This window comes from Spectribacter acetivorans (genome assembly GCF_031846305.1).
GTDB lineage: Bacteria > Pseudomonadota > Gammaproteobacteria > Nevskiales > Salinisphaeraceae > Spectribacter > Spectribacter acetivorans.
Window position 1 is genome coordinate 117,501 of the sequence record NZ_JAVRHY010000004.1, and the last position, 25,927, is coordinate 143,427.

The following is a 25,927-nucleotide window of genomic DNA, read 5'->3' on the forward strand; positions in this document are numbered from 1 at the left end:
TGGCGTTGATGCCATTCATCGGGTGTCCCGCAGTCCCACGAACGTGCCGCCGTTCTCCTCGGTCAATCTACGCATCAGTGTGGCAAAGCGGATGCCGGTGGAACCGGCCCGGCCCTGGCGATCGAACTGGGTGGGAAACCCCACTGCGTGGATGCGAACACGCGGCCGCCCCTGGGCATCGCGTGGATTCAGTCGCGCCACGGTGTCCAGCACCGACTGCATGGAATTGCCGCTGAACTCGTCGCCGAACACGTAGATGCTGATGCGCTTGTCCGATGCCGAGAAGGCGCGGATCGCACGGGTAATGCCCTCCACCGGACTGCTGTTGGAAAAGGGCTGCCAGCCCGCCAGCGTGTCCACGATCACCTTGCGCCGACCGGGGGTGTCCGGAATCCATTGCCCGGCGTATTGGGAGAACATGTAGTCCCCCATGTCGTTCATCACCTGCAGCCCCTTGACCCGGGGATAGACGGCCAGCGTTTCCCGCAGCTTGGCCAGCACCGCGGGCCAGGCAAAGCTCTGCATGCTGCCGGATGTGTCGATGATGAAGATGATGTATTCGCTGTCCACCGGGATGCCGGCCACCGCGTTGTCGGTCGACCGGAGCCCCTGCGCGTACAGCCGCTGCATTTCCTCGGTCAGGGACTGCCGGGCCTCGGCCAGGCGCTGTTCGATTGCCGCCGAGGCGCGCGAGTCCAGCGCCTGTTCGGCTCGCTGCTGTTCGGCCTGCGCGGCCTGCGGCGCCAGCGCCGCCACCCGCTGCTCGGCCGATGCCAGCGACGACTGGGCCTCGGCCAGTTCCGATTCCAGCGACGACGCCTGCGCGGCCAGCGCCGGCAGTCGCTCGGACAGCTCGGCCGCCAGTGCCTCCAGCCCCTGGCCACGCTCCTTCTGGATGGTGGGTTCCGCGGTCTTGGTGATCACCAGCAGTAGCACGATCGCCCCGAACCCGCAGGAAATCGCATCCAGGAACGATAGCCCGAAGGCCTCGCCGTCGCGGCGGCGCCGGCGGCGGCTCACGGCCATGCCTCCGAGGGCGTGATGAAGGCCCCGCCGCGGGCCTGGGCCAGTTGCCAGAAGGCGCTGGATGCCAGCGGATCCCCCTCCATGGGCAGCAGCAGGATGTTCACCGGCACGCCGGACGGCAGGGCGTTGACGCCCTCGCGATAGAAATCCAGCCGCTGGCTGCCGGACACCGTGCCGCGGCGCGATTCGCGGCCCTGGGTCGGCAGGCCGTCGGTAATCAGATAGATGTTGTCCGGCCGCGGCGACAATCTTGCGGCGGCGTCCGCCACGTTGCGCAGGCTGGTGCCGCCGGCCGGTATCACCCCATCCAGCGCGCGCACCGCGGCGGTCAGCCGGGCCCCGCCGTCAGTGCCCAGCCACTGGCCGTCGGTGCCGGACAGCGCCGCCTTAGGCTGTTCGGCGAAGGTGTACAGCTGGAACCGGGACTGCGCCGGCACCTGGGTGGTCAGCCAGTCCACCGCGGCCCGGGCGCGCCGCCACTTGGGTGCGGACCGACGGGCGGCCTCGTCCATGTTGCGGCGTCGGATCACGTTGACGATATCGTCGTCGAGCATGCTCGCCGAGGCGTCCAGCAGAATCAGGACGTGCTTGCCGCCGACCTTCAGGCCGGTCAGGTACTGGCGGTCACCCTGGCCGGCCCGGGCCCGGGTGGCGTCGCCGGAATCGGCCTGCTCGCGCATCTGCTCGACCCGGGACTCCAGCGACTGCAGCTCCTGCTTGAGCGCGGCGATGCGCTCGTCCGGGCCGGTATCCGCCTCCGGTACCGGCTCGTCGGCGGCCGCGGCCAGCCGCTCGGCCCGCTCGCGCGCGGCCCGGTCCTGCTCGCGGGTGGCGTCGAGCGTGTCCCGCAGCGACGCCACCCGCTGCTGACGCTCGATCACCTCGGCTTCCAGCGCGCTGACCTCGTCGGCCACATCCCGGTTGGCGTCGACCGCGCGCACTTCGCTGGCGTGGTTGATGATCATGAACAGCAGGATCACGGCCCCCAGGCCGCAGGACATCGCGTCGATGAACGACAGGCTGAAGGTGGTGGGACGGCGGCTATGCCTGGCCATGACCGGGCGCCACCGCGATCAGCCACATCTGCCTGTCACCTACCACCAGGTGGTCCCCGGCGATCAGACGGGTATCTGCCGCCGCCGGCCGGCCGTTGAGGCGCAGCCCGTCGAGATCGCCCCGCAGACACCAACCGTCGTCGCCGGGCTCGAGCCGGGCCGACCCGCCGCCCAGCGCATGACCGTCCGGCGGCAGCGGCGTGGCCACGCCATCGCTCAGAAGATGGGTCGGGGCTGGCCGGTCGGTCGATCCGGCTGCTGTCTTGGCGTCGCGTTGACCGCGGGGCAACCGGGTCACGAAGGGCGGGGCCTGCGGATCATCCGCGCGGATCGCATCCCCGGCGGCATGGACACCCGATGCCAGTGCCTCGGGCGGACAGACTACGGGCGCATCCGGCAACTGTTCGCGCAAGCCGGGCAGCGCCGCCAGACGGGCGTCCAGCACCACGCCGGCGCGATCGGTGAACTCGGCGGCGACCGCCCGGTACACCTCTTCGGCGCCGGCCGCGAGGAAGGCCGCATCCAGCGGCACGTGATATTCCCGGTCACCGACGCGCATGGCCGCACGTACGGCCGGTGCATCCGCCAGGGCCGTCAGCCACTCGTCCAGCGCGTCGTGAAGACGCTGCTCGGTGTCGGCATCGTGCAGCGGATCGAAGCGGGTATCGCGCACAAAGCGTTCGGCGATAAGGCCGGCCCAGCGATTTTCCAGATCTACCAGTCCGCGCCGCAACAGGGTCCGGCAGCCGGTTAAAGTCACCGAGTCCGGCCCGACCTCGATATCGGCGGCGATCAGGTCGTGCAGACGCAGGCCGAGCAGCCGCCAGTGGCCGGTCTCCAGATCGAGACCCACGGCGGCGGCCACCGGCGCGCAGACCAGCCCGGCTACTTCCAGCCCGCAGGCTTGCACCACGCCGAGGGCCAGGGCCAGCCGCGACTTGTCGTACTCCGCGGGCACCGCCAGCGTGACGGACCCGACCGGCTCGCCCGCCGCATCAAGCACCGCACGCAGATGGTAATAAGCCAGATCGGCATGGCTACGGGCCGGGCCGGCCGACTCGGCCAGCGGCTGCTGATCCAGATGTTCCCAGAAGCGATCGAAGGTACGGCGGGGGTTGCGCCGCGCCCTGGCCCGAGCGTCGGCACCGAAATGCAGGCCGTCCCGGTGGGCCACCGCCACGCCGGGGCTGGCCACCATCGGGCCGTTTGGACCGGACAGGGTGACGGCGAGATCGTTGATCTCGAGCAGGTACACGGTCAGCCCGCCTGCAGGTTCTGGATTAGTCCCCGATCGCAGGCGGTCTGGGTATCCAGCACCAGCCGCTCCTGCACCAGCTGCAGCTGATGCAGGAAGAACATCAGGATGATCGACAGCACCAGCGCCACGAAGGTGGAATTGAAGGCCAGGCCCAGGGCCGCGGTGACGCCGCTGATGTCCCCCTCCACCGCCTTGTGGGCCAGACCCAGGGCCTCGCCGATGCCGCGGACGGTGCCGATGAAGCCGATGGAGGGAATCGCCCAGGCGATGTAGCGCACCATGGACAGTTCCGAATCCAGCCGGTCGGTTTCGGCCTCGCAGACCTGGCCGATGGCATCGGATACGTCCTGCACGTTGCGGGTGGCGCGGAAGCGATGCAGCGCGGTCAACAGCGCCCGCGGGTAGAGAAATTCCCGCTCCATCACCGGCAGCGCCTCGATCGCCCGGGTGTGTTCGCGGGCGTCCTCCGGCAGGATGCTCTCGCCCGGCCCCACCGCGATCAGGCCGCGCTGCAGCAGCCGCCGCTCGCGTTGCACGGCGGCCGCCTTGTAGCCCAGCAGGGCCAGCGCCCAGAGCATCAGGATGAAGCAGACCTCCTGTTCGTAATCCCGCACGATCACCCACAGCGATCGTTCGGGCGCGGCATCCGGATTGTCCGCCAGCACCGCGGCCCGCTCGGCCTCCGCGGCCTGGGCCTGAGGCCGCACCATGCCGACATAGATGCCGTGCACGATGATCACCGCCAGCAACAGCGCGAACAGCTGGTAGACGAATTCGATCGACAGGCGGCCGCGCATCAGATATCCGCCGGGAAGGCGACTGCCTCATCCGCCCCGATACGTTCCGACGGCTTGAAGTCCTTCGGGGACGCCGACCGACGGCGTTCCGTGGACTCGCCGTTGTCGGCCGCGGCCGCCGGCTCGATGTCAGCCGCGTCGCGGCCCGGCGGCTCGGACGCGTCATCCGGCTGCGCACCCGCCAGGGGCGCGAGCAGCACGAGTGTGAGCGCGGTGATGAGTGTCTTTCGCATCATTCCAGCTTACTCCGCGTAGCGGGCCACCCGGAAGCCCAGGTCATCCCGCGGGCTGCTGCCCGCCTCACGGTACGACAGACGCAGCGGCGTGATGCGCCCGTGCCGCCAGCTCGAGCCCCGCACCACCCGCGCACTGCCGCTGCTCGGCCCGAACGGGTCGGCCTCCACGCCCCCGCTGCCCGGATTGGCGCTGTAACGGTCGTGCGTCCATTCGGCGACGTTGCCGCCCAGATCAAACAGACCCAGGGCATTCGCGGCAAACCGACCCACCGGCGCCGCCGCGGCATGACCGTCGTCATAGTCCTGCAGCCGCTCGTCCAGCAGATCGGCCGCGGACGCATCCGCGTAATTGCCGGCCCGCCCGGTAGGCGGCATGGCATCACCCCAGGGGTATTTCAGCGAACGCCCGCCGGCAAAACGCGCCGCCCAGGCCCATTCGGCTTCCGTGGGCAGGCGATAGCCGGTGGTCACCGGCGTGACCCGTTCGCCGCCCGAATAGGCCCTGGGCAGGCCAGCCTGGTCGCTCAGCCAGTTGCAGTAGGCCACCGCGTCGTCCCACGACACGCGCGCCACCGGCTGGTCGTCGTTGTCCAGCGTCTTGCGCGCGACGATGCCGGAGGAATGCCCGGACCGAAAACGACGAAAGCGTTCGTTGGTGACCTCGTGCACGCCGATGTAGAAGGGCCGGGTCAGTTTGACCTCGCGGCGGACTTCGTTGCTGCGGGCCCCCTGCTCGCGCCGCGGCGCCCCCATGGTGAAGCGACCGGTGGGCATCAGCCGCATGGTGCCGCCGGCGGGGGTACGTTCGGCGTCCGGGAACTTCGCCAGCGCGGCGGCATCCTCGGTCAGCAGTCTCGCCTCGATGCGCTGGGTCTCGCCGGGTTTGGGTGTGACCTCGGCCTCGAACGGGGCGTAACCGGGTTTGCTCACGCGGATATCGTGGGCCACGGCGGTCAGCGACAGCGTCTGGCTGCCGGTGCCGCGGCGTTCATCGTCCACGTACACCTCGGCATCCGTCGGCGTCACCGAGATCCGCACGTCGCCGACAATCGGCGTCAACTCGACTTCAAGGCTGTCCCGTTCGTCCGCGGCTAGTCGTACCTCGCGGGTAACCGATCGATGCCCGGCCCGGGCGACGCGCACCGTGCTGTCCGTATCCGGCGACAGTGCCACCTCGACCGGGGTGCGGCCGCGGTAGTCGCCGTCCACGGTCACGCTGGCCCCGGCAGGTTGGCTGGACACGGCCAACCGTCCCGGGGCGGGCTGTAGTTCGATCGGCCCCAGCGACTGGGGTTCATCCGCCACCACTTCGATGCGCCGGGTCCAGGTCCGATAGCCGGATTGCGCCAGCTGCAGCTCGTGCTCGCCGGCGCCCAGTTCCACCATCTGCGGCGTCGGACCGCGGTCTTCGCCATCGACCATCAGCGTGGCGCCGGCCGGTTCGGAGGTGATTTCCACCGGCGCCCAGGCCGGGGTAAGACTGACGCTCAGCGTCTGCAGTTTTTCCATGCCCTCGATAGAAACCGTCTGTTCGGCGGTTTGGTGCCGCGGCGCGCGCACAGTCAGCCGGTGTTCGCCGGGTTCCAGTTCGATCGGTTCCAGCGGTGTCTGCCCAACGGTCTCGCCGTCGATCAACACCGTGGTTTCCGCGGGTTCGGTTTCCAGTTGCAACCGGCCGGGCTTCTTGCGCATCTCGAAGCCGAACACATCGTCACCGTCTAGCGTCACGGTGAAGGTTTCCGTGAGTTGCCGGTAGCCGGCCTTGTCTGCCACCACACGATACTCACCGGGCCGCAGCAGATACCGCTCGCCCACCGGCAGCGACCAGCCGCCCTCGATCGCCAGCCGATCCGGGGCGGGCGACACATTGACGGTCACCGCCACGGCGGTGAACACGAACCAGGCCCCCAGCGCCAGCACCGCCAGGCCGGCAATGGTGGCCAGCAGCCAGACCCGGGGGCGGCGTGACCGTGGCGGCCGGCCCCCACCGTCGGGCGGCTGGTAGGCGGCGGCCTGAACGCGGGTCGGCTCGGTCACAGACGTTCCTCGCAGCGGATCTCGATCGGACCGATCGGCGCCTGTTCGGCAGTGACGGTAAATTCGCGCCGGACATCACGATAGCCCTCGCACCGCCCGACGGCCGTGTAGCGACCGGGCGTGAGCGTCAGCTCATGTGTTTCAAAGCTGCCCAGCTCGCCCACATGATAGACCGCCACCCGGGTACGGTTGTCCGATTGCAGTCGCACGGTGACCGGCTGACTGGCCTGCTCGAGTGCCGTCTCCAGCCGCGCGATGCGTGCCTGTAGCCGCGGACCTGGCTCCGACACGGCCCGGGCGCTGGCCAGCAGCTCACTGACCGCGTTCCGCACGCCGGCATCGGCCAGCCGTTTCGGCTGCTCCAGGTGCGCGGTCAGGCGGGCGTTCAAATCGGCCATTTCTCGCGCATGCGCCAGCCGTTCGCGCGGCTGGGCAAGGCTGGCATCGCGGTCCAGCATCGCCTCGTAGGCGGACACCGCGTCCTGCCATTGCTCGGCCTGCTCTGCTTCACGCGCCTGCTGGCGCAGCCGCTCGATGGCAGCGCGTTCCAGTCCGGCCTCGGCCTCGGCCAGCCCGTCGGCGGCCTCGGCCGCGCCCGGACGAATGCGCGCGGCCTCGGCAAATGCCGACCGGGCCGCCGAAAAATCACCCTGATCCAGGGCCGCCAGGCCCGCGGACATGCGGGCGCGAAACCGCCGATCCGCCAGGGCGGTCTCGACCCGCTGCACGGCCTCGCCGGCCGGCTGGTACGCCTCGTCCAGGGATCGGGCCTCCCGATAGGCCTCCTTTGCTGCATCCAGCTCACCGGCCTGCTCGCTGGCCCGCCCCTGGCGCATGGCGGCCAGAACCTCGTCGCGGCGGGCGGCCCGATCCGCGCCCCGACGGGCATCGGCATTGTCCTCGTCAATGGCCAGTGCCAAATCGAATGCGGCCACCGCCTCGTCGACCCGGTTGTCGCTCAGGGCCTGGCCACCCCGTTCCAGCGCGGCCGCCAGTTCGGTGTCGATACGCGACTCGAGGTCGTCCGCAATCGACAGGCCGGCCCGGAAGGCGTCGATGGCGGCAGCGTACTCTCGCTGTTCGAATTGCGATTGCCCCTGCTCGGCCAGGTCGGTCATGCGGCGCTGCTCGTCCGGTGCCCAGCGATCCACGCCCTGCCCGGCCAGCGACTCGCGCGCCGCAGCCAGCTCATCGCCCAGCGATTGGGCCGACTGACGTCGGGCCAGCAACGCGTCCGCATCCTGCTTCTGGGTCGACGCCGTTCCGGTCTGCTCGGAAGAATCAGGTGTCGCATCAGGCTCGGCCACGGCAGATTCCGCGGGCGTCGCGGGCGTCCGCTCGTCATCCCCGATCAGGCCGGGGAGCCACCACCAGCCGCCGGCTACGATCAGCAGCACCAGAACCGCCAGTACCACCGCACCGACGGGCACACCACGGCCGCCGGCCGGCGGCGGTTCGGGCTCGTGCCCCGGCTGCCAGGTCGCCGGCGCAATGCGCTCGAACTCGTCGGATGATGGCCCGCGGTTATCCGCCATCGTCGATCCGGCTCATGACACGGGTAGGTTCAGCGATCATCGTCGCCACTGGCCGGGGTCTGTCCGCTGTCGCGGATCAGGCCGGTCTCAGCGGCGTAAATGTCGCGCATCAACTGCTGCCATTCCTCGAACTGGGCTTCCGCGGAACCGCTGAGGGTCACGGTCTGGTTGGCCAGCTGGACATTGCGGGGTTCGACATCGCTTTCCAGCGAGCGGCCCAGCTCCTCGAGCGCCTCGGCGTGGATCTTCGATTCGCGACCTTTTTCGAGACCGCTGGCAAACACGCCGATACCCCCGATAATCGCCACCTGCGAGGCGGCGCCTTCCACCCCGCTATTGGCGTTGGCCGCGCCCACGATACCGGCAATCACCGCCGCCGCGCCCAGGAGCTTGCGCGTCAGCGACTGGCTTTCCAGTTCCCGGAGGTTCTCGGTTTCCCGGTAGCTGGCCGCGCGCCAGTCGGCATAGGCCAGATCGATCTGGTCGTGGAAGACGCGGTAGTGCTGATCCAGAGCATCGATCAGGGCATAGTCGCGGTCACGGATGCGCTCGACCCGGGCCATCAGCGGATCGCCGTCGGCGGGCAGGCCGTTCAGGCGATACCGGCCGTCCCCGGATTCGACATAGCGTGCGAAGGCGTCGGGCGCCAGCTGCTCGGCGAAGCGCATGTCGGACAGGTGACGCACCGTCTGCAATTCCTCGGCGGAGCGCGCCCGGCGTGCGGCCAACAGGTCATCGGCGATGCGGTTGTACACCGCCTGGAACGGGTCGGCCGGGGCGTCCCCCTGGCGATAGCTGAGTTCGGCGGCCTCGGCGTCGTAGGTCTGGTCCAGCCACACCCGGCCGCTGGCATCCACGGCGCGCACCGCCAGCGCCATCTCGTAGCCGCTGGATTCGACGATTTCGCCAGTCACCAGCAGTTCGGAATAGTCGACCTTGTCGGGCACCACACGCACCGCGCCCCAGTAGCCGGTGTTTTCCAGCGTGCGGCGCAGGGCTACCGCCATGTACCGGCTTTCGGCTTCCCGCACCTCGGGGAAGATACCCGCTTCTTCGGCCTCCGACGGGTCTTCCGGAATGCCCGGCTCGAACACCGCGATGTTGACGTTGACCAGCTCCTCGCTGGACAGCTCTTCCTGCGCATGCGCCGCGGGCGCCGCGTTGACCGTCTTCACGGTCTTGTTCACGCAGCCCTGGGACAGCAGCGCCGCGACCAGCAGGGCAAGCAGACTCAGCGGGGATCGCACGGCAACATTCATTGATTTTCCTTGTACGCGCGATATTCCTCCCACAACCGCTCGCGCAGTTCGGGGTCGGACTCGTTTTCGGCGGCTTCCCGCAACTGGCGGGCCACCACATCGTCGTTGGCGCCGCTGCCGATGTCATCCGGCGTATTGGTGGCAATATCGGGCTGGTTGCCGCCGACGCGATCACGACCGGTGCGGGTGTCGCCCTCGGGCGGCTCGCCCCCGGCGGTCACCGGGGGCGGCGGAGGCGAGCCCGCGCGGCCGCCGGCCCGCTCGCCGTCCGACCCGTCGCTGCCCGCGCCTTGCATGGCCTGGCGTTGATCGCGCGCCTCGCGGGCCTGTTCATCCAGGGATTCCAGCTCCGCCTGCTCGCGACGCAACCGCTCGTCGAATTCGCCGAGTGACCGATCGAGAGCCGTATCCAGTTCCCCCGTGCGTTCGGCCCCGGTCTGGCCGCCGGCCGGGAAGCCGGGACCGCGCGCGGTGGTTCCGGCCTCGTTCGGCGGGGTGGATTCGGTGGTCTGCGGGGCCGCCGGTGCCGGCGAGGATTCGGGCTCTGCATCGGCTTTCCGATCAGCATCGCGCTCGCCCGGGGGCGTCTGCGCTTCCGACTCGGCCGATTCGGTAGTCTCCGGCGGCGGTGCCGCGGATGGCGGCGGCTGACTCGACGAGGACGATGACGGCGGCGTGCTGGCGCAACCCGCCGCCAGCAGCAGACAGGGAATGACCAGGAGTTGTGTCACGCGGGATTGCATCATCATGGCTTCGACCCTGTCGGCCCCACCCTAGTTTCCTTCCGGGGCCGGGCCAGGAAGATAGTGGAACTCATGATCCAGTGATATGCGCTCGGCGTCGACCGCACCGTCGGCTGTCAGGCGTGGGCGGAAACGTGCTCTTGCGTGGGCCCGCCGCACGCTTTCCTGCAACTCGGTCAGGCCCGGCGGGTCCACCGCCACGGCCTCGACATCGCGCGGGTTTCCCCCTGCATCGACGTCCAGTAGCAGTTTGACGGTCACTTTCGGGCCCAGGCCGGCGTCCGGCACGTCCTGCAAGCGCCGGATCGGGGGCAGATAGGCCACGGCGGGATGGCGTAACCGTTCCAGAGCATCGGCATCGCCCGCCTCGCCGTAGAGCGCACGCGCCTTTTCGTAGTGGCTGATGGCGTCTCGCAGGCGGTCGAAACGCATGTAGAAGTCGCCGATTTCCATGCGTATATCGGCCAGAGCCCCGGGATCACGGGGGGTGGCGTTTTCCTGGATATCCAGTGCCTGATGCAGGGCATCCAGTCCGGCGAAGGCCGGTTCCTGCAGTGCGGGCTGGTAGGTGTCGGCGATGCCGACCAGCGCGGACACCAGGGCGGGATCGTCGTCGCCGCGGGCCTCGCGCAGCACGCGAAGCCGTTCGCGCTGCATGTCGCGGGCGTCCGCATAGCGCCCGAGCGCATTGAACCAGTTGCCCGACCGGGCCAGGGCACCGGCCAGTTCGCCTGGGCGACCCGCCGCACTACGCTCGATCACCGCCAGCCGGGCCCGCTGCAGCCGGGCAGCCTCGTCCTCGCGGCCAACCGCCAGCTGCGCCGCGATCAGGCCGTCATAGGGCGCCAGTTGGGCCGGATCATGCAGACCGTGGGCGACCCGGCCGATAAAGGCGGCCCGGGACAGGGCCCGGATCGCGGCCGGGTAATCGCCGGCGCTGAGCGCCGCCCGGCCCAGGCCTCGCAGGGGGCGAATCAGATCGGGATGCCGGTTGTCGCCGCGGCTGGCCAGAATATCGACGGCCCGCTGGAAATCGCTCATGGCCGCCACCGGCTGGCCAGCCTGATGCCGGGCGGTGCCGAGGTTGATCAGCGCCGGTACCAGCGCCGGATGCCGCGGCCCGTAACCGGTTTCCATGGCGCGCAGTATCCCGCGCATTTCGCCGATTGCCTGATCCGAACGACCATCCGCCAGCGCAGCCGCGAACTCGGGATATGCCTCCGCCTCCATGAACACCGGATTCAGGGGCGCCTCGGGCGACTGCGCCGTGGCCGCCGTGGCGTATAACACCGTACCGAGCAGCAGACAGCGGCAATGTCGGCTCACCTTTGAAACCATATTGGACCGCCTCATCCGACCCGATTACGCTGACCTGTTTACCGAACCATTATTACGTCAGAAACCCGCAATTCGATGACCGACGCCCAACTCGAACACTTTCGAACCATGCTGCTGGACATGCAGGCAACCCTGCAGGCCGGCGCCGAGAGCCGCGACAGCATGGGTCAGACAGTGGAGCTCGATCAGACCCGGACCGGGCGACTGTCGCGCATGGACGCCCTGCAAGCCCAGGCCATGGCCAAGGCCGGCGCCCAGCGAGCCGCCAATCAGGCGCGCCGCATCACCGCCGCCCTGGCCCGGGTCGACGCCGGCACGTTCGGCGACTGCGCCGCCTGTGAAGAACCGATTGCCGAGGCCCGGTTGGAGGCCGATCCCGCCAACCCCTTCTGCCTGGATTGCGCCGAAGCCCGCCAGGGTTAAGCGTCTCCGATACCTGGCCGAAGCCGGGCCAGGCTCACCGATGGCGGGGCGCCAAAGGTACGGCGGAAATCGTGATTGAAATGCGCCTGATCGCTGAATCCCGCGCCGTGTGCCGCGGTCGTGAAATTGTCCCCGCCGGTAATGGCATCGATGGCCGCGCGCATACGTCGCCATGCGCGGTAACGCCTGAGCGGCACCCCGGCTTCGCGGGTGAACAGATGTTGCAGACGCGAGGCCGACAGACCCACGCTGGCGGCGAGTTGCGCTGCCGGCACCGGCGTGCCGGTCTGGTGGCCCGGGTCCGCCATGATCCGGGCAACGCGGGCGTCCGGTTGCCGGCGCACCCGCGGCCGGGCGAACGTCAGCAGATCATCCAGGGCCTCACCGGTCCACTGCGGACCGCGGCGATCCTCCCACAGTTCGCGCAGTAGGTTGCGGCCATGCGGGCGCCCGATCAGGGCGCCGTCGATCTCACGAACGTCACCGAGCAATGTCGTCAGGCTGCCGATGCCATCGACGCCCGGTTCGACGTAGAAGACCGCAATCGGCTGGCCATGGACCCTGAGTTCGTGCTGGCACCCGGCGGGAATGACTGCACCCCGGCACCGGCGCCAGCCCATTCCTGCCAGACGCAGTTCGAAGGCCCCGTACAGACCCGCCAGATAGACCGGCGCACCGTGCTGATGCAAACCGTTGTGCTGCAGGGGGCCGACGAACAGCGTGCGCGTCTGGTCCAGATGCCAGAACGGTCCCAGACCGCGCACGCTCGCAGCAGATTCATACAAGCGGCCGCATTCGGTCATTGGCTAGCGTTCCTCCCCGCGGCCGCGCCCACGAAGGCCGCCCGCGAATTACAGCATGAATCAACCTGTCGAGGAGCCATCCGCCATGATCCGGAAACCAACCAACCTCACCCGCCGGCGGTTGCTGGCCGCGGCCGCAGCCGGACTGGCACTCCCTGCCACCGCGGTGCTGTCGATGCGAGCGCGAGCTGCCGCGCCTTGCCCGTCGCTGACCGCCCACCACCGCTTTTCGCTTGGCGCGTTCGAGGTGGTCACATTGCGCGACGCCGACGTCATGCTGGACGGTCCCTGGCCGGTGGTGGGCGAGGATCGCCCGGAATCCGAGGTGCAGGCACTGATGCATGAACATCTCCTGCCACGCGATCGTTTCCAGCCCGGTTTCACCCCCACGCTGGTGGACACCGGCGCGCAACGCATCCTGTTCGATACCGGCAACGGCGACCAGGGTTTCGTGCCTCCGCCACGTGGCGGCCGGCTGGCGCCCAGCCTGCAACAGGCCGGCTATTCACCGGAACAGATCGACCTGGTGGTCCTGACCCACGGTCACCCGGACCACATCGGCGGCCTGATGCACCAGGGCAAAGCGGCGTTTCCGCGGGCCGCTTACGTCATGGGCGGGCAGGAGTTCGATTTCTGGGCCGCGACCGACGACCGTCTACGCGCGCCCGAGGAGAGCATCGAGCACCAGTCGGCACGGCTGTTTTCCAGTCATCTCGCACCGCTGGCCGACACCATGACCCGCATTGGACCGGGCGACGAAATCGCGCCCGGTATCCATGCCGTGGCCGCCCATGGTCACACCCCGGGGCACCTGGCCTTTCACGTCGAAAGCCGCGGCCAACGTCTGCTGCTGTGGGGTGATTGCGCCCACCACGAGGTGGCCTCGCTGGCCCATCCCGAATGGCATGCGCTGTTCGACCAGGACAAGAACCAGGGCGCCGCCACCCGGAAAAGAATCTACGACATGGCTGCCACCGAACGCCTGGCGGTGGTGGGGTACCACACCAGTTTTCCGTCGATCGGCTTCGTCCAGCGCCGCGGCCAACACGGCTACCGCTGGATTCCCCTGACCTATCAGTTCCAGACGTCGTGACCCGTCTATGCCTGCCGCAGGATCACCACATCCGCGCCATACCGCCGCCAGCGCCAACCGTGGCGGGCCGCCAGCCAGTCCAGGGCGGACTCGGTGTAGAAGCTGACGTGGGTGGGGTCGCGATGGTAGTGCCAGGTCGCGAAATCGGTGCCAGCGTCGAACAGCCGGGTCATCAGCCCCAGGCAACCAGCGGGTTGCAGCAGTCCGGCGATCTGATCGAAGGCAGCACCGGGATGGTGAAAGTGCTCGGCGGTCTCGGTGCAGACGACGAAGTCGTAGCGGCGGGCCAGCACAGCCGTATCGGGGGCGAAGAAGGGATCGTAGACGGCGGTGGGAAAGCCTGCCTGGTCGAGCATCGCGGCCAGTGCCGGGCCCGGGCCGGCGCCGTAGTCCAGGCCGCAGGCGCCGGGCGACAACTGCGGAATCAGCCGGTCGGTTAGCCGTTGCAGGAAGGCGCGATAGCCGGGATCGTCGACACGGTTGTCATGCGCGCTGTACAGACGGTGTTCGGTCAGCGCGTCGGGCCGTTCGTCGGGGTGCTGGAAGATCAGATCACACTCGGGGCAGCGCCCGTATCGGCCGCTGGCCACCCGTGCAAAACCACGGGTGCAGGTGTGGCCACAAAGGCCGCAGGCGATGTCGGCCGGCCAGTCGGCCTCGCCGGGTGGGCCGATCATGGCTCCCGGTCGAGCACGGCTCCGGGGTTGAGCCGATTGTCCGGGTCCAGCGCCCGCTTGATCGTTCGCATCAACTCCACCGCCACCGGAGACCGGTAGCGGCGCAGGGCTGCCGGCTTGAGCCGGCCGATACCGTGCTCAGCCGCAACCGACCCACCCATCGTCGCGACGAGGTCGTGGATGATGCGGCCGGCCTCGTCGGCGCGGGCGAGAAAGGCATCGCCATCGTCGCCGGGGGGTTGCGACAGGTTGAAGTGCAGATTGCCATCGCCAACGTGACCGAACGCGCAAACCCGCACGCCGGGCATCGCCCGGGTCACCGCGGCGCCGGCTTCGGAAACGAATGCCGGCAGCCGCGACACCGGCACCGACACATCGTGCTTGAGCGAGGCCCCCTCACGGGTCTGGGCCTCGGGGATGGATTCGCGCAGCCGCCACAACGCGGCCGCCTGGTCCAGACTGCCGGCCATCACGGCGTCGCTGACGTCACCGTCTTCCAGACCGCTGGCCAGCACCATCTGCAGGGCATCGGCCAGCCACTCGCCGGCAGCGGGGCTGGCCAGTTCCACCAGCAGGTACCAGGGCGCGGGTTCGTCTAGCGGGTCGCGGCAACCGGGAATATGCCGGCAGACCAGCTGCAGCGCCAGGCGCGGCAGCAGTTCGCAGGCAATGCAGTTGTCGCCGGAAGCCCGCCGGAACTCGCCCAGCAGCCGCACCGCGGCGGCGGGATCGGGCACGGCGATGAAGGCAGTCTCGCGCTGGGCCAGAGCAGGAAACAGCCGCAGGGTGGCGGCGGTGATGATGCCGAGGGTGCCCTCGCTGCCGATGAACCAGTGCTTGAGATCGTAGCCGCTGTTGTCCTTGCGCAGGCCGGACAGGCCATCCCAGATCCGGCCGTCGGCCAGCACCACCTCCAGGCCGAGCGTCAGATCGCGAACGTTGCCATAGCGCAGTACGTTGACCCCGCCAGCGTTGGTGGCCAGGTTGCCGCCGATGCGGCACGAGCCCTCGGCCGCCAGCGACAGCGGAAACAGGCGACCTTCCGCCGCCGCCGTGCGCTGCACGTCGGCGAGGATGCAGCCGGCCTCGACGGTAATGGTGTCGTTGTCGATATCCAGCGACCGCACCGCGGTCAAGCGGTCCAGGCTGACAATCACCTGGCCGGAGCGCGCCACCGATCCGCCCACCAGGCCGGTGTTTCCCGCCTGGGGAATAACCGCGACGCCGGCTTGTGCGCACAGAGACACCGCACCGGCCACCTGTTCGGTGGAACGCGGCCGCAATACGGCGGCGGGCGTCGAATGGAACTGGCCGCGCCAGTCGCGCGCGTAGGGGATCAGCGCATCCCGGTCGGTGAGGACACGGTCCGCCCCCAGACGGTCGATCAGTGCATCGATCAGACCCTGGGGCAGCATCACCAGCGTGCCAGAATCTCGCGCAGTGCCGGCTCCAGATCGGGATAACGGAACTCGAACCCCGCGGCCTGCAGGCGCGACGGCAGAACCTTCTGGCCGGTCAACACCAGATGTGCCATTTCCCCGGCGATCAGCCGCAGCACCGGGCCCGGCAGCGGCAACAACGCCGGGCGACGCAGCACCCGGCCGAGGGCGCGGGCGAAATCCCGATTGCGTACCGGGTGGGGCGCGGTGGCGTTGTAGGCCCCGTCGCAATCCGGGTTGTTGACCAGAAACACGATGGCCCGCGCCAGGTCCTGCCGGTGAATCCACGACAGCCACTGGCGCCCGGTGCCCTGCGGCCCGCCGAGCCCGACGCGAAACGGCGGCACCAGTTCGCTCAGCGCGCCCTGGCGAACGCCCAGAACCGCCCCGATGCGCACTACCGCCACCCGCACGCCCAGATCCGACGCACGGCGGGCTTCGGCCTCCCAGGCCTGGCAGAGGCGCGACTGGTATTCATCCCCGGCCGGACTCTGCTCGTCGATCGGCTCGTCGCCGCAGGCCCCGTAAAAGCCCACTGCCGAGCCGTTCACGAGCACCTCGGGCCGGTACTCACAGCCGGCCATTGCATCAACCAATGCACGGGTCATCCCGACCCGGCTATCGACGAAGGCCTGCTTACGCGCCGCGTTCCAGCGCTTCGCGCCCAGGTTTTCGCCGGCCAGATTGATTACGGCGGCCGGCGGTGGACAGGCATCCAGCGACTCTTGGCAGGTCACCACCTCGGGCAGGACCTGCCGGGCGGCCGCGCCGTCGCGGGTCAGCACCGCCACCTGCCAGCCATCGGCGAGGAGTTCGTCCACCACTGCCCGTCCGACAAAGCCGGTACCGCCGGTGACCAGGGCGGTTCTTGCGCTCGACTGATTCATGCCACGAAGGATAGCAGCGCCCGGCTTCACCACCGCCGCATTGACCATTGCCGGCGCCAACCGTACAACGTCACCATGAAACTGGCAGTCATCGGCGATATTCACGGCTTCTGGGACGAGCGTGATACCGCGTACTTCAACCACTCGGATTACGACGGCCTGCTGTTCGTGGGGGATCTGCCCCGCCTGACCGGCAGTCGCCCGGTCGCCCGCATGCTGGCGGAGCTGGACAAACCGGCCTGGCTGATCCCCGGCAATCATGACGGCGTAACCACTCTTCAGCTGCTGGCCGAACTCAAGGGCTGGCGATGGCTGGCGCGGCTGGGGGCCGTGGGCATGCGCGGCCGGATGCGGCGCCTGCGCCGGCGCCTCGGCCCGGTGCGGCTATGCGGTTACGAAATGATCACCCTGGCCGAAGACCTGGGCCTGCTGGTCGCCCGGCCGCATGCCATGGGTCCGGACAGATTCTACTACCGCGCCTTTCTGCGGAAACGCTACGGGATCAATGATTTCCGTGACAGCGCGACGACCCTGAAATCGCTGGTGGACATGACCCCGCGCCGCCTAATCGTGCTGGCGCACAATGGGCCGGCCGGGCTCGGCGACCAGCCGGATTCGCCCTGGGGCTGCGATTTCTCTCCCGCCCACGGCGACTTCGGCGACCCCGACCTGCGTGAGGCGATTGATCATGCGAACGCCAGCGGCCGACAGGTGCTGGCGGTAGCGGCCGGGCATATGCATCTGACCCACAAGAGCACGGGCGCCCGGCGACAGTCCTGGGCGAGACAGGACGGCGTCCTGTACGTGAATGCCGCGGCGGTGCCGCGGATTCGGGAGGACGGCGCGCGGCGGCGCCATGTCTCGCTCGAGATTGGCGACGGGCCAGTGGACGCGGCGTTCGTCGACGTGGACGAATCAGGCAACCGTGTCGCCCAAACACCGCTGCGGTAGCCCCTTGCATTGTTCGCCAGTCTGGCCAATCCTATGACCAGTGCGGCGGTAGCTCAGTTGGTAGAGCGCAACCCTCCCAAGGTTGAGGTCGCCGGTTCGAACCCGGTTCGCCGCTCCAATTTCCCTTTGACGCCGGAATCCAGACCCAAGGTTGAGGTCGCCGGTTGTCAGGCCCGTCCATGGGCCTGACCCTCACGGGCCCGCCTCGCGGCGGTCCCGATTTGTTCCGGACAAATCGGTAGAACCCGGTTTGCCACTCCAATTTTAGTCCGTCGCCGGAACGCGTCGAGGTATCAGTTGCATTGTTCCGTACTTGCAGCCGTGGCGTAGAACGCCGGCCGAGTATCCTCGATAACGCCGCGCGGCTAACATGCCCGCATAATCATCACGTTCGGATTTACGGTGGACCCCCAGCAACTGCGTACCTCCCAGACGCCGGCACACGCCAAGGCGGCAATTGTCGTGTTGCTGATGCTCCTCACAAGCATCGGGATTGCAGCCGCGGCTGCCGCGTACTGGTTCTTCCCGGAGAATTACGACGCGCTGCTGCAGGCAGCCGCCTATTCACTCGGGATTTCCGTGCCTCTGCTGTGTCTGGCCATCCTGCTTTCCTACACCCGTTTCGGAGGACGCACGACTCGGGAAAAGCTGGCCCGGTTTCTGACCGTCGAACTACCAGGCGTACTGGCGGAGACGCCACTTTCATACGATGTGTCGCGCGAGGACTTCCGCCACTTCGACGGAGACCGACGCCCGATTACCCCTTTGCCCGGGCCGCCCAATGATATCCGGCTGGTGCTGGAACCACTCACGCACAAGGCCTACTATTTGATCAGTTCGCCCGCACTCGCCGGCACCGAGTTGCTGTTCAGTGTCGAACTGGCACTGCCCGGTATTACCGTCTGCGTTTTCGTAAATCGGAAACAGGGTGCAGCCGAACCCGATGAGACACTGCGCGAGCGCTTTGCGTCGTCCATCGACGGCGCGGAGAGTTCGGGCGGCTACCGAGTGGACAAGGCGATGCCCTGGCGTGACGTGGCCGGGGCCGAGCATAGGACGCTGATTTTCCGCAAGCAGACAGCATCGGACGATTTCCTGGTCGACGAGCAGGAGAAATTGTTCTTTTCCATCGACCTCGGCCTGATGATGGCGTCACTGGCCAGCGACATCGCCGGGACCCAGCGCGCCAGTACCGGATGAGACCTCAGGCGGACCAGTCCGAGACGATTTCCACGGTTCGGTGGTCCCCGATCCTTCGATAGACCGTGACCCGGAGCGCCGACACCTCCAGACCCGTGGCGGAATCGGCCATTAGCCGGGCCTTCCTCAACAGGCTATCCGCCAGGAACTCGAGCGGACCGCGCAACGGAGCGCTAACCAGATCATCGATGGCACGATCCCAGGCCGCGTAGCTGAAGACATCCTCGAAACGAGCAGGTACATTGTCGCGCAATGCCTTGGCGCTGTAATTCACCGTCAAGCCGAACGCAAGTTGCTCGCTACCCGACATCGAGTCATCAACGCGCTGGTCGACTGCCAGATGGGAATGATCGATCCGGACGGGTACCTGGCATCGCTGGTAAATGAGTTTCTTCACATCGGACATCGCATTTTTAGGCATGCGGTGAGTATTTCAGCACACCATACGGGGCGGCGCAGGCCATTCGTCCGCCTGAATGAACGTCACTGTCGTTGCCTTCCTCAATAATCTCTACCGTTGCCATGAAAAAGACACTAGCCGCCGCGTATGAAAACGCCACCATAAGCCAGCCGTGGATCGCCGTGCTGCTGGTGCTTGCGCTAGCCGCCACCGCGGGCTACTTCGCCCAGGATTTCCGTCTGGATGCGTCGGCGGACTCGCTGGTACTGGAGAACGACGAGGACCTGGCGTTCTACCAGAAAATGACGGAGCGCTACGGCTCACAGGATTTCCTGATCGTCACCTACAACCCGGCGGACGGGTTGTTCAACCGGCCGGCGCTGGATCGGCTGGAATCGCTGCAGGACGAGCTGGCCGATGTCGGGATAATCGCGGAGGTGACCAGCATCCTGAACGTGCCGCTGATCGACAGCCCGCCGGTGTCGTTCTCGGAGATTCAAAAGGGCATACGCACCCTGTCCGACGAGGATACCGACCCGGAACTGGCGCGGGAGGAGTTCCTGACCAGCCCGCTCTACGACGATCTGCTGCTCAGTGACGACGCCAGGACCACGGCGATGCTGCTCAGCCTGAAACGGGACGAGCAGTATCACGAGTTGCGTGACAGCCGGAACGAGTTGCGCCGCAAGCGGGAGGCCGACGGACTGGACGAGGCCGAGGCGGCCCGGCTGGCGAAACTGGAAGCCGAGTTCGACATCGTCAGCGGCCAACAACAGGCCGAACAGGCGGCGATGATCGCCGAGGTGCGCAACATCCTGGCCCCGTATCGCGACGGTGCCACCATCCACATGGGCGGTCTGCCGATGATCGCGGTGGACATGATCGAGTTCGTGCGCAGCGACATCCAGGTGTTCGGTGCCGGCGTCGGTGTGCTGCTGATCCTGCTGCTGGCGGTGATCTTCCGACGTGTGCGCTGGGTGCTGGTGCCGGCAGCGATCTGCGCCACGGTGGCCCTGAGCGTATTCGGCTTTCTCGGCGCGATGGGCTGGCACGTGACCGTGGTGTCGTCCAACTTCATCTCGCTGGTGCTGATTCTCACGCTGTCGCTGATCGTGCATCTGATCGTGCGTCAGCTCGAACTGCACGCCGAGAACCCGGAGGCCCGGCACGCGGCGTTGATCAGCGAGACCCTGCGCAGCAAGTTTTCGCCATCCGTGTTCACGGTGCTGACGACAATGGTGTCGTTCGCCTCGCTGATCGTCAGCGGCATCCGCCCGGTGATCGACTTCGGCTACATGATGGTCTGCGGCATGGCCATCGCATTCGTGGTGGTATTCGCGCTGTACCCGGCGGCCCTGGCCAAACTGAGCGCCGGCACCCCGGTATTCGGCGACCGCGACATCACGACCGGCATCACCGGCGGCTTCGCCCGCGCGGTGGCGCGGTTCCCCGGGCTGACCTGGCTGACCTATGCGGCAATCATGGTGATGGCTGCGGTGGGCATCAGCCGGCTGGGGGTGGAAAACCGCTTCATCGACTACTTCAAGGAATCCACCGAGATCTATCAGGGCATGGTCCTGATCGACAAGAAGCTCGGTGGTACCACGCCGCTGGACATCATCATCGATGCCCCGGAAGGCTTCCCGATCGGCGAGGAGGCCGCCGAGGAAAGCGGCGACGGCGGCATGAGCGCCAACAGCTACTGGTTCAACAGCTTCACGCTCGAAGAGCTGGACCCGATTCACAACTATCTGGAGGAACTGCCGGAAACCGGCAAGGTGCTGTCGCTGGACACCACCATGGACATGCTTACCCAGATCAACGGCGGCCCGCTGGACAACTTCGCCCTGGCGCTGATCTATGACCGGCTGCCGGCCGAAATCAAGGAAACGCTGTTCGACCCCTACCTGGGGCCGAACGGCAACCAGGTCCGGCTGAGCGTGCGGGTGATCGACTCGGACGAGAACCTGAACCGGTCCGCGCTGCTGGACAAGATTCGCGCCGACCTGGAAGAGGACTTCGGCCTGAAACCGGAACAGATTCACCTGACCGGCCCGCTGGTGCTCTACAACAACGTTCTGCAGAGCCTGTTCCGGTCGCAGATTCTCACCCTCGGCGTGGTGTTTGCCGCCATTGCCCTGATGCTGCTGCTGCTATTCCGGTCATTCAAGGTCGCGCTGATCGGCGTGGCCCCGACCATGGTGGCCGCCAGCGCCGTGCTGGGGCTGATGGGCTGGATCGGCATTCCACTGGACATCATGACCATCACCATCGCGGCCATCACCGTGGGCATCGGCGTGCACGACACCATTCACTATGCCCACCGGTTCCGCGAGGAAATTCAGCAGGACGGCGACTACGATGCTGCGGTACAACGGTCGCATGCCACCGTGGGCCGGGCGGTGTACTACACCACCGTCACCGTCACGCTGGGATTCTCGATTCTGGTGCTATCGAACTTCGTGCCGACAATCTACTTCGGTCTGCTTACCGGCGCGGCCATGGTGCTGGCGCTGATTGCCAACCTGACCCTGCTGCCGTTGTTGCTGGTCCGGTTCCGGGCGTTTTCACATCTGGCGCCGCAGCGCGCCTGACAGCCCGAACCGGTTACCGTGGCGAATCGGGGCGGCCGGATGAATCCGGCCCTACGCGAGCCGCTGGGCGTCGGCCTCCCGGCCGGACCGTAGGCCGGCATTCATGCCGCCTGCCGACAGGAAATCCGTCACCATTCGGGCGAACGCCTCCGGTTGCTCGCGGTGCATGAAATGCCCGCCAGGCAGCCCCTCAATCCGGCAATCCTCACCGGTGACACCCCGCCACATCTCGGGACCGATGCAGCGGTCACGCTCGCCATAGACGCACAGCGACGGTGCCGACGGCCGTCCGACCAGCCAGCGGCGGCGGCGGGCGCGCCGCAGGCTCAACAGCGCACCCGGCAGGCCGCGGTAGTAGCCCAGGGCTGCCCGGCGCGCCGCCCGGGTGGCCAGTGCCGCCCGCACGGGCGCGATATCGGCCTCGGTAAAGTCCCAGTCCGGCGACCAGCGGCGCCATAGCCATTCGATGAAGCGACCGTCCGAGAGCCCGAGATGTGTCTCCGGCCAGCCGGGCAGCTGGAAGTAGCCGATGTACCAGGAACGCAGGATCTGCGCCGGCCGCATGTTGGCCAGAAACCAGCGCAGCGGTGGTACCGCCGCGGCCACCACCCGCTCGACGCGGACCGGAGCCATGGCCGCCGTGGTCAGCGCGATCACCGACCCCCAGTCATGGCCCACCAGCGAGAAACGCTGCGAGCCCAGTGCATCCGCCAGACCCAGGATGTCCCGACCCAATGTCGTAACCCGGCAATCGCCATCCCGCGGCGCGGCCGTCGGGGCGTAGCCACGCATGAACGGCGCCACCGCCCGGTAGCCTTCGGCTGCCAGACGCGGCAGCAGGTCGTCGAACGTGTTGGCCGAATCGGGAAAGCCGTGCAGACAGAGCACCAGCGGGCCTTCGCCGGTGGCTCGCACAGCGAATCGGAGCCCATTGGCGGTGATATCGAAGGATTCAACGGGCCCGTTCATGTCGGCTCCTCAGTGTCATCCGCGTCATCGTCATCCTCACCGACACCAATCGCCCCCGCCCGGCGCCAGTCCGCCGGCAAGCGCTTGCTGGCGGAGGCCCCCAAACTCTTGAGCTTCTCCGCCCGGGTGATCAGATTGCCGCGACCATCTACCAGCTTGCCGCGTGCGTCGTCATAGGCGCTGACCGCGCTTTTCAGCCCGCGGTCGAGTTTATCCATATCATCGATGAAGCCCTTGAACTTGTCGTACAGCGCGCCAGCCCGGCGGGCGATCTCCGCGGCATTCTCCTCCTGGCTTTGCAATCGCCAGAGGTTGGCTACCGCCCGCAGCATGGGCATCAGCGTGGTTGGCGAGACGATGGCGATGTTCGCTTCCAGCGCCTGCCGTTGCAGGGAAAAATCGCCGCGCAACGCCTCCACGTAGGCCGCCTCCGAGGGAATGAACATGAACACGTAGTCCAGCGTCGCCTGGTTGGGCACCTCGTGATAATCCTTGTCCGAGAGTTGCCGCAGGTGGCGGCGGACGGACTCGAGGTGTTCACGTAGGGCAACCGCCCGGCCGTTCTCGTCCTCTGCCTCGTGCAGACGCAGATAGGCCGTCAGCGACACCTTGGAATCCACCACGATCGCCCGCTCGCCCGGCAGATGGATCACCGCATCCGGAATCCGGCGCCCGCCCTCGGCGCTGCTCTGCGAGAACTGGGTCTCGTAGTGCTGGCCCGGCAGCAGACCGGAGCGCTCCAGCACCGTTTCCAGGATCATCTCGCCCCAGTTGCCCTGGGTCTTGGACTCGCCCTTCAGCGCGTTGGTCAGGTTGACCGCATCTTCGGCGATCTGCTGATTTAGCTCCCGCAACTGGCGGAGTTGCTCGGTCAGCTGACCGCGCTGGCGGTTCTCCTCGTTATAGGTATCCCGTACCTGCTTCTCGAAGCCGGCGATCCGCTCGCTCAAGGGCTTGAGCAGGGATTCCAGTCCCGCCTTGTTCTGTTCCGTGAAGCGCTTGGATTTCTCTTCGAGAATTTCCTGCGACAGCGTTTTGAACTGGTGGGTCAGGCTGTCCCGGGCTTCAGTCAGAAGCTGCAGCTTCTCCTCGGCCTGGCGGCGCTCACTGTCCAGCCGGGTTTCCAGCCGGGCGTTTTCGCTTTGCAGTGACGACAACTGGCCACGCGTTTCTTCTAGCCGGGTTTCGGTTGCGTCGAGCCGGGAGCGTACCTGCTCGAAGCGTTCCAGCAGGCGGCCTTCGCGCAGGCGTACGATTGCCCAGGCAGCCACGAAACCGAAGACGAGCCCGCCGAACAACATGGCCGCGATGACAAGCGGCGAGATCGTGAGCTGGGTCATCAGGACATCCATGACAAGTCGTACTCAGCAGTTACCGGGACCAACAAAAAGGTCCGGCATCGCGCCAGTGGCGATGCCGGACCTGTGAAGCCGGCCGTTCCCGGGAAAGCAGCAGGCCCGATCCCGGTCATGGTCTCACGGCATAACGCTACGGCGCCGGTGCATCATCCCTCACGCAAGCCGCGAACACGTCCAGCGTTGACAGCGCGTCGAGAACCCCGCTGAAGGAAAGTCGCACTTCGTCGAATGTCGTGGGTTCCGGCAAGTCTTCCGCCGTGAAGCCAACGAAGAAGACCGGATCGCCGCCGACGATGCCGAGCAGATCTAGATCAAGCAGACTCAGGTTCTGCTGCGGCAACTCTTGGCCGTCCTGTAGCAGCGTAACCGTAAGGCCGCTAAGCAAGTCCACTCGGAGAAGCGCATCGGGACTGCTGACACCAAACCCAACAAGGGCGGTATCGGCGGGATCACCCATCGCGCCACTGCCGGATACCGTGACATCGCCCGGGGGAACCACGCTGATGGTGGTACCGCCAATCGCGTTCACAGAGTTGTTCATGCGGGCTGCGTTATCGAGCGGAACGTCGACCACGTTCTCCGGCTCAACAACTGAACAAAGCAGGCAAAGGCCGTCCGTCTGCCCATCAGCCATCGTGCCGGTCTCATTCAAAGGACGAAGCATGGGCGACGTATCGGTCGTGCCAGTGCCACATGCCACATTCGGTAGCTGGCAGGCATCACCGATGCCGTCGTCATCACTATCCGTCTGGTCCGCATTCGCAATCAGGGGGCAGTTGTCGGGATCGTTGTCGAATCCATCGCCATCAATATCGTCATCACAGACATCACCAACCCCGTCACCGTCCAAATCTTCCTGGTCGGGGTTCGGCGTCATCGGGCAATTATCGACGCCATCGTCGACACCATCGTCATCGGCATCGTTGTTCATCGTGCACGCATCGCCAGTGCCATCCATATTCGAATCTGTCTGATCCGGGTTGTCAACGAGCGGGCAATTATCGTTCTCGTTGTCTAGGCCATCGCCGTCGATATCGTCATCGCAGGCATCGCCAATCCCGTCGTCATCCTGATCATCCTGCTGGTCATCCGCATTCGGGACCAAAGGGCAGTTGTCCTCGTCGTCCGGAATGCCGTCACCATCATTATCGTCCGAACAGGCATCACCAGTGCCGTCGGAATCCGTGTCAGTCTGATCTGAATTGGGCGTAGTCGGGCAGTTATCCGCAACGTCCGGGATGCCGTCACCATCGACGTCGTCGGTGCAAGCATCACCGACACCGTCGCCATCGGTGTCCTCCTGCTGAGGATTGGCCGTATCCGGACAGTTATCCGGGCCGTTATCGACACCATCTCCGTCGCGATCGTCGTCGCAGACGTCCCCGACGCCGTCATCATCGGAATCCAGCTGATTCGGATTCGGCGTTGCCGGGCAGTTATCGTCCACATCCACAACTTCGTCATCGTCTCGGTCAACCACGTTGTCACAAGCGTCACCGACACCATCGCCATCCAGGTCAATCTGGTCCGGATTCAGTGTATCCGGGCAGTTGTCAACAGCGTTGGCCACCCCATCACCGTCGCGATCGTTGTCGCAGGCGTCGCCGATGCCGTCGTTGTCCGAATCCGTCTGCTGCGGATTCGGCGTGGTCGGACAGTTGTCCATGGCGTTGACCACGCCATCACGGTCAGAATCATTGTCGGCGGACGGATTATTCGGCGGGGGGCCGTCCCCATCAGCACCGCCGCAGCCAACCAGGCTCGCACCCGAAGCCAGCGCCGCACTCAAGATAATCAAGCGGAAAATATTCAAATTCATGAGAGGTCTCCGGAATTCCTGCTCGGTTTC

At 67.0% G+C, this 25,927-nt stretch carries 23 protein-coding genes and 1 tRNA gene; 6 read left to right on the plus strand and 18 right to left on the minus strand.

Features of this window, described 5'->3' with window-relative positions; genetic code table 11:
• Positions 1-15 precede the first annotated feature (15 nt).
• From RM531_RS05880 to RM531_RS05925, 10 genes are read right to left on the minus strand one after another with little or no spacing between them, the layout of a single operon-like run.
• A complete protein-coding gene (locus RM531_RS05880) occupies positions 16-1,020 on the minus strand; it encodes a vWA domain-containing protein (protein WP_311657995.1) in 1,005 nt (334 codons plus the stop codon).
• Positions 1,017-2,081, minus strand: coding sequence for a vWA domain-containing protein (locus tag RM531_RS05885; RefSeq protein ID WP_311657997.1), 1,065 nt, complete (start codon positions 2,079-2,081; stop codon positions 1,017-1,019). Before RM531_RS05885 ends, RM531_RS05880 begins: the two co-directional genes overlap by 4 nt.
• Entirely contained in the window at positions 2,068-3,336 is a 1,269-nt protein-coding gene (locus tag RM531_RS05890; protein WP_311657998.1) for a hypothetical protein, read from the minus strand. The genes RM531_RS05885 and RM531_RS05890 overlap by 14 nt, the downstream gene beginning before the upstream one ends.
• A gap of 2 nt (positions 3,337-3,338) precedes the next feature.
• Positions 3,339-4,136 (minus strand): MotA/TolQ/ExbB proton channel family protein, encoded by a 798-nt coding sequence (locus RM531_RS05895; protein WP_311657999.1) that lies wholly within the window; start codon positions 4,134-4,136, stop codon positions 3,339-3,341.
• Positions 4,136-4,372 carry a hypothetical protein gene (locus RM531_RS05900; RefSeq protein ID WP_311658000.1) on the minus strand — a complete coding sequence of 79 codons (237 nt, stop codon included), beginning with the start codon at positions 4,370-4,372 and terminating at the stop codon, positions 4,136-4,138. The genes RM531_RS05895 and RM531_RS05900 overlap by 1 nt, the downstream gene beginning before the upstream one ends.
• 6 nt (positions 4,373-4,378) lie before the next feature.
• Positions 4,379-6,409 carry a PEGA domain-containing protein gene (locus tag RM531_RS05905; protein ID WP_311658001.1) on the minus strand — a complete coding sequence of 677 codons (2,031 nt, stop codon included), beginning with the start codon at positions 6,407-6,409 and terminating at the stop codon, positions 4,379-4,381.
• On the minus strand, positions 6,406-7,944 hold the full coding sequence (locus RM531_RS05910; protein ID WP_311658003.1) for a coiled-coil domain-containing protein: 1,539 nt from the start codon (positions 7,942-7,944) through the stop codon (positions 6,406-6,408). The genes RM531_RS05905 and RM531_RS05910 overlap by 4 nt, the downstream gene beginning before the upstream one ends.
• A gap of 29 nt (positions 7,945-7,973) precedes the next feature.
• A complete protein-coding gene (locus tag RM531_RS05915; protein WP_311658004.1) occupies positions 7,974-9,203 on the minus strand; it encodes a hypothetical protein in 1,230 nt (409 codons plus the stop codon).
• Positions 9,200-9,952, minus strand: a complete 753-nt coding sequence (locus RM531_RS05920) for a hypothetical protein (RefSeq protein WP_311658006.1) — start codon at positions 9,950-9,952, stop codon at positions 9,200-9,202. The genes RM531_RS05915 and RM531_RS05920 overlap by 4 nt, the downstream gene beginning before the upstream one ends.
• 24 nt (positions 9,953-9,976) lie before the next feature.
• A complete protein-coding gene (locus tag RM531_RS05925) occupies positions 9,977-11,272 on the minus strand; it encodes a tetratricopeptide repeat protein (RefSeq protein ID WP_311658007.1) in 1,296 nt (431 codons plus the stop codon).
• 87 nt (positions 11,273-11,359) lie between these two features.
• Here RM531_RS05925 and RM531_RS05930 point away from each other — a divergent pair, with 87 nt between their 5' ends.
• A complete protein-coding gene (locus tag RM531_RS05930) occupies positions 11,360-11,707 on the plus strand; it encodes a TraR/DksA family transcriptional regulator (protein WP_311658009.1) in 348 nt (115 codons plus the stop codon).
• Here RM531_RS05930 and RM531_RS05935 read toward each other — a convergent pair.
• Positions 11,704-12,510 carry an AraC family transcriptional regulator gene (locus RM531_RS05935; RefSeq protein ID WP_311658010.1) on the minus strand — a complete coding sequence of 269 codons (807 nt, stop codon included), beginning with the start codon at positions 12,508-12,510 and terminating at the stop codon, positions 11,704-11,706. The two genes, RM531_RS05930 and RM531_RS05935, sit on opposite strands and share 4 nt — an antisense overlap.
• 85 nt (positions 12,511-12,595) lie before the next feature.
• Here RM531_RS05935 and RM531_RS05940 point away from each other — a divergent pair, with 85 nt between their 5' ends.
• Positions 12,596-13,603 carry an MBL fold metallo-hydrolase gene (locus RM531_RS05940; RefSeq protein ID WP_311658011.1) on the plus strand — a complete coding sequence of 336 codons (1,008 nt, stop codon included), beginning with the start codon at positions 12,596-12,598 and terminating at the stop codon, positions 13,601-13,603.
• A gap of 5 nt (positions 13,604-13,608) precedes the next feature.
• On the opposite strand, the gene RM531_RS05945 is transcribed toward RM531_RS05940, so the two are convergent.
• The 3 genes from RM531_RS05945 to RM531_RS05955 are packed head-to-tail and all read right to left on the minus strand — an operon-like array spanning position 13,609 to position 16,606.
• Entirely contained in the window at positions 13,609-14,280 is a 672-nt protein-coding gene (locus RM531_RS05945) for a class I SAM-dependent methyltransferase (protein ID WP_311658013.1), read from the minus strand.
• On the minus strand, positions 14,277-15,695 hold the full coding sequence (locus RM531_RS05950) for an FAD-binding oxidoreductase (RefSeq protein WP_311658219.1): 1,419 nt from the start codon (positions 15,693-15,695) through the stop codon (positions 14,277-14,279). Before RM531_RS05950 ends, RM531_RS05945 begins: the two co-directional genes overlap by 4 nt.
• Positions 15,695-16,606, minus strand: a complete 912-nt coding sequence (locus RM531_RS05955; protein ID WP_311658015.1) for a TIGR01777 family oxidoreductase — start codon at positions 16,604-16,606, stop codon at positions 15,695-15,697. Before RM531_RS05955 ends, RM531_RS05950 begins: the two co-directional genes overlap by 1 nt.
• A gap of 75 nt (positions 16,607-16,681) precedes the next feature.
• On the opposite strand from RM531_RS05955, the gene RM531_RS05960 reads away from it, so the two are divergent.
• The 3 genes from RM531_RS05960 (at position 16,682) to RM531_RS05970 (ending at position 18,757) form a co-directional block, all read left to right on the plus strand.
• Positions 16,682-17,557 (plus strand): metallophosphoesterase, encoded by an 876-nt coding sequence (locus RM531_RS05960; protein ID WP_311658017.1) that lies wholly within the window; start codon positions 16,682-16,684, stop codon positions 17,555-17,557.
• Between the two features lie 42 nt (positions 17,558-17,599).
• Positions 17,600-17,675, plus strand: a tRNA-Gly gene (locus RM531_RS05965).
• Between the two features lie 284 nt (positions 17,676-17,959).
• Positions 17,960-18,757, plus strand: a complete 798-nt coding sequence (locus RM531_RS05970) for a hypothetical protein (protein ID WP_311658019.1) — start codon at positions 17,960-17,962, stop codon at positions 18,755-18,757.
• 4 nt (positions 18,758-18,761) lie between these two features.
• On the opposite strand, the gene RM531_RS05975 is transcribed toward RM531_RS05970, so the two are convergent.
• On the minus strand, positions 18,762-19,154 hold the full coding sequence (locus RM531_RS05975) for a hypothetical protein (protein WP_311658022.1): 393 nt from the start codon (positions 19,152-19,154) through the stop codon (positions 18,762-18,764).
• A gap of 125 nt (positions 19,155-19,279) precedes the next feature.
• On the opposite strand from RM531_RS05975, the gene RM531_RS05980 reads away from it, so the two are divergent.
• A complete protein-coding gene (locus RM531_RS05980; protein ID WP_311658026.1) occupies positions 19,280-21,751 on the plus strand; it encodes an MMPL family transporter in 2,472 nt (823 codons plus the stop codon).
• Positions 21,752-21,802: 51 nt separating this feature from the next.
• On the opposite strand, the gene RM531_RS05985 is transcribed toward RM531_RS05980, so the two are convergent.
• The 3 genes from RM531_RS05985 to RM531_RS05995 all read right to left on the minus strand — a co-directional run bounded on the left by RM531_RS05985 (position 21,803) and on the right by RM531_RS05995 (position 25,897).
• Positions 21,803-22,720, minus strand: a complete 918-nt coding sequence (locus tag RM531_RS05985) for an alpha/beta fold hydrolase (protein WP_311658028.1) — start codon at positions 22,718-22,720, stop codon at positions 21,803-21,805.
• Positions 22,717-24,072, minus strand: a complete 1,356-nt coding sequence (locus tag RM531_RS05990; RefSeq protein ID WP_311658029.1) for a DNA recombination protein RmuC — start codon at positions 24,070-24,072, stop codon at positions 22,717-22,719. Before RM531_RS05990 ends, RM531_RS05985 begins: the two co-directional genes overlap by 4 nt.
• Before the next feature lie 136 nt (positions 24,073-24,208).
• The gene (locus RM531_RS05995) at positions 24,209-25,897 is read right to left on the minus strand and encodes a thrombospondin type 3 repeat-containing protein (protein WP_311658031.1); all 1,689 of its coding nucleotides are present in this window, start codon (positions 25,895-25,897) and stop codon (positions 24,209-24,211) included.
• Between the last annotated feature and the right edge of the window lie 30 nt (positions 25,898-25,927).